This window comes from Aeromicrobium sp. PFPM2_SD2 (genome assembly GCF_057364525.1).
Genome location: NZ_JBNFNZ010000297.1, coordinates 1 through 3,217, shown reverse-complemented (window position 1 = coordinate 3,217; position 3,217 = coordinate 1). Strand labels below are relative to the sequence as shown.

Here is a 3,217-nt window from a genome sequence, read left to right as displayed (position 1 = left end):
GGCCGCGGCGCCGGGTACTACGACCGGGCGCTGGCCGCGGTGGACGTGCCGCTGTGCGCGCTCGTGTTTCGCCGACGAGCTGCTGGACGAGGTGCCCGCCGAGCCGCACGACGTCCGGGTGCAGCTCGTCGCGACGCCCGCCGGCGTCCACCACGTCCTCACCTGACTCCCCGCGCCCTCACCCGAGCCCCGCTCCCCCGAGATGTGGACGCGAGAGCACCACGTCCGGGCCGGAGGTGGTGCTTTCGCGTCCACATCGCGGCAGCGCGGGCGGGAGGTGAGGGCGTCAGCGGGCGGGGCGCTCGCGGGCGGAGTCGCGGATCTCGCCGACCAGCTCCTCCAGGACGTCCTCGAGCATGACGACGCCCATGACCGCACCCTCGGGCGAGGCGACGCGCGCCATGTGCGAGCCGCGCGCCTGCATCGTGCGCAGCGACTCGTACAGGCCCGAGCCGGCGGCGACGGTGGCCAGCGGACGCACCCACTTCTCGGCGACGGGCAGGTCGCGGGCCGTGTCGGCGGCCTCCAGCACGTCCTTGATGTGCAGGTAGCCGACCAGGTCGCCGTCGGCGTCGGCGACCGGGAAGCGCGAGAACCCGGTGCGGCCGCAGGCGTCCTCGACGTCGCCGGGGGTCGCGCTCGGCGGCACCGTGACGAGCGTGTCGCGCGGCAGCAGCACCTGCTCGACGCGGCCGGCGGTGAAGTCGAGCGCGCCGGAGACGAGCCCGTACTCGTCCTCGTCGAGCAGGCCCTCGCGGCGCGACTCCTCCACCAGGCCGGCCACCTCGTCGTGGCTGTACGTGGACGCGACCTCGTCACGCGGCTCGACGCCGACCAGGCGGACGAAGCCGTTGGCCAGCCCGTTGAGGAGCCACACGAACGGACGCAGCACCGCGACGAAGAACAGCATGACCGGGCCCAGCACGAGCGCCGCCCGCTCCGGGCCGACGAGCGCGAGGTTCTTGGGCACCATCTCGCCGTAGACGACGTGCAGGAAGACGACCAGGCTCAGCGCGATCGCGAAGGCGACCGGGTGCACCACCGCGTGCGGGACGCCGACGGCCTCGAAGCCGGGCTCGATGAGGTGCGCGATGGCCGGCTCGCTCACGGCGCCGAGACCGATCGAGCAGATGGTGATGCCGAGCTGGGCCGCGGCCATGGCCGACGTGACGTTCTCGACCGCCTTGAGCGCGAGCGCGGCCGGACGCGAGCCGGCGGCCGCACGCGGCTCGAGCTTGTCGCGGCGGGCCGAGATGAGCGCGAACTCCGAGGCCACGAAGACCGCGTTGAGCGCCAGCAGCACGAGGGTCAGCGAGAGGCTGAACACGGGGCTCATCGCTCCTCCCCCTCGGCGTCGTCCAGGAAGCGGGTGGTCAGCGACAGCCGGTCGATGCGGCGGCCCTCCATGCGGTCGACGGTGACGGTGACGGCGGCGCGGTGCGTGGTGCCGTCCTCGGCACCGGCGTCGAGCTCCACCTCGACGACGTCGCCGCGCTCGGCCAGCCGGCCGAGCTGCTGCGTGACGTAGCCGGCGACGGTGTCGTACTCGTCGCTCTCGGGGACGGCCAGGCCGGTCTGCTCGCGCACCTCGTCGGGGCGCAGCATGCCCGAGACCGTCCACGTGCCGTCGCGACGGTGCCGGCTCTGGGCGACCATGCGGTCGTGCTCGTCGGCGATGTCCCCGACGATCTCCTCGACCAGGTCCTCGAGCGTCACGACGCCGTCGTTGCCGCCGTACTCGTCGACGACGACGGCCATCTGCATGCCGGACTCGCGCAGGACGCTCAGCAGCGGGTCGAGCTCGATGCTGTCGGGCACGCGGGTGGCGGGCTCGGCGAGGTCGGCCAGCCGGACGCTGCGCCGGCGGTCGGCGTCGATGCGGAAGGCGTTCTTGACGTGGACGACGCCCAGGACGTCGTCGGGCGTGCGCCCGATGACCGGGAAGCGCGAGTGCCCGGTCTGGCGGGCGGCGTCGACCAGGTCGGCGGCGGTGTCGCGGTCCTCCAGGAAGTGGACCCGCACGCGCGGGGTGCGCACGTCGGCGGCGGTGCGGTCGCCGAACGCGATGCTGCGGGCCACGAGCTCGGCGGTCGGGTTCTCCAGCGAGCCGTCCTCGGCCGAGCGGAGCACCAGCGAGCGCAGCTCCAGCGGCGAGCGGGCCGAGCGCAGCTCCTCCTGCGGCTCGACGCCCATGCGGCGCAGCGTGGCGTTGGCGACGCCGTTGAGCCCGCGGATCGGCCAGGCCATCGCCTTGGTGAACGCGCGCTGCAGGCCCTGCGTGGCGGACGCCGTCCGCATCGGGATGGCCAGCGCCAGGTTCTTGGGGATGAGCTCGCCGACCAGCATGGTGACGAACGTGCTGAGCCCCAGCGCGATGGCGTACGAGACCGCGCTGAGCCCGCCGCCCTTCAGACCCAGGTCGCCGAGCGGGCCGCGGACGAGCTGGCCGATCGCCGGCTCGGCGAGGTAGCCGATGGCCAGGTTGGTGATCGTGATGCCGAGCTGGGCGCCGCTGAGCTGGGTCGAGAGCGTGCGCAGGGCGGCGAGGGTGCCCTTGGCGCCGCGGTCGCCGTCGTCGGCGGCGCGCTCGACGCTGGCGCGGTCGACGGTGACGAACGAGAACTCGGCGGCGACGAACACTCCGCAGGCGAGGGTGAGCAGGAAGGCGAGGGCAAGCAGAAGCCACTCGGTCACGTGCGCGGGTCTCCTGGAGGTCGGGGCCGTGAACCGCCAGAGTATCCTGGCGGCCGCAACCCCCGTCGTTCCCACAGGAGACGTCCGTGCCCACGTACCAGTACCAGTGCACCGAGTGCGGCGAGGCCCTCGAGGTCCAGCAGAGCTTCAGCGACCCGTCGCTGACCGAGTGCCCGCAGTGCCAGGGCCGCCTGCGCAAGGTCTTCAACGCCGTCGGCGTCGTGTTCAAGGGATCGGGCTTCTACAAGACCGACAGCCGCTCGACGTCCGGCTCGGGCTCCACGACGTCGTCCTCCTCGGACTCCGGCTCCTCGAGCAGCAGCGCGTCGACCTCGTCGAGCACCGGCACGTCCTCCTCGGGCGGCTCGGCCGCCTGACCCCTGTGGACGACGCGGGGCGCCCGGCGGCGGGACGCTCGTAGCGTCGCGGCATGCGCCGCGTCTCCCGTCTCGTCCTGCGTCACCGCCGGGTCCTCTCGGCCGTCTGCGTCGCGCTCGCCGTCTGGCTGGCGCTCGCCCAGCTG

Annotated in this window: 3 protein-coding genes; 1 reads left to right on the top strand and 2 read right to left on the bottom strand. The window is 73.5% G+C overall.

Annotation, left to right across the window (positions count from 1 at the left end):
• Window positions 1-286: 286 nt before the first annotated feature.
• The gene (locus AC2W7G_RS12415; protein WP_485868712.1) at window positions 287-1,336 is read right to left on the bottom strand and encodes a hemolysin family protein; all 1,050 of its coding nucleotides are present in this window, start codon (window positions 1,334-1,336) and stop codon (window positions 287-289) included.
• A complete protein-coding gene (locus AC2W7G_RS12410; protein WP_485868711.1) occupies window positions 1,333-2,694 on the bottom strand; it encodes a hemolysin family protein in 1,362 nt (453 codons plus the stop codon). The genes AC2W7G_RS12415 and AC2W7G_RS12410 overlap by 4 nt, the downstream gene beginning before the upstream one ends.
• A gap of 86 nt (window positions 2,695-2,780) precedes the next feature.
• Here AC2W7G_RS12410 and AC2W7G_RS12405 point away from each other — a divergent pair, with 86 nt between their 5' ends.
• Window positions 2,781-3,071, top strand: a complete 291-nt coding sequence (locus AC2W7G_RS12405) for an FmdB family zinc ribbon protein (protein ID WP_485868710.1) — start codon at window positions 2,781-2,783, stop codon at window positions 3,069-3,071.
• Window positions 3,072-3,217 lie beyond the last annotated feature (146 nt).

Coding starts and splice junctions, on each gene's coding strand:
- AC2W7G_RS12415 (WP_485868712.1), bottom strand. CDS start 1,336: ATGAGCCCCGTGTTCAGCCTCTCGCTGACCCTCGTGCTGCTGGCGCTC.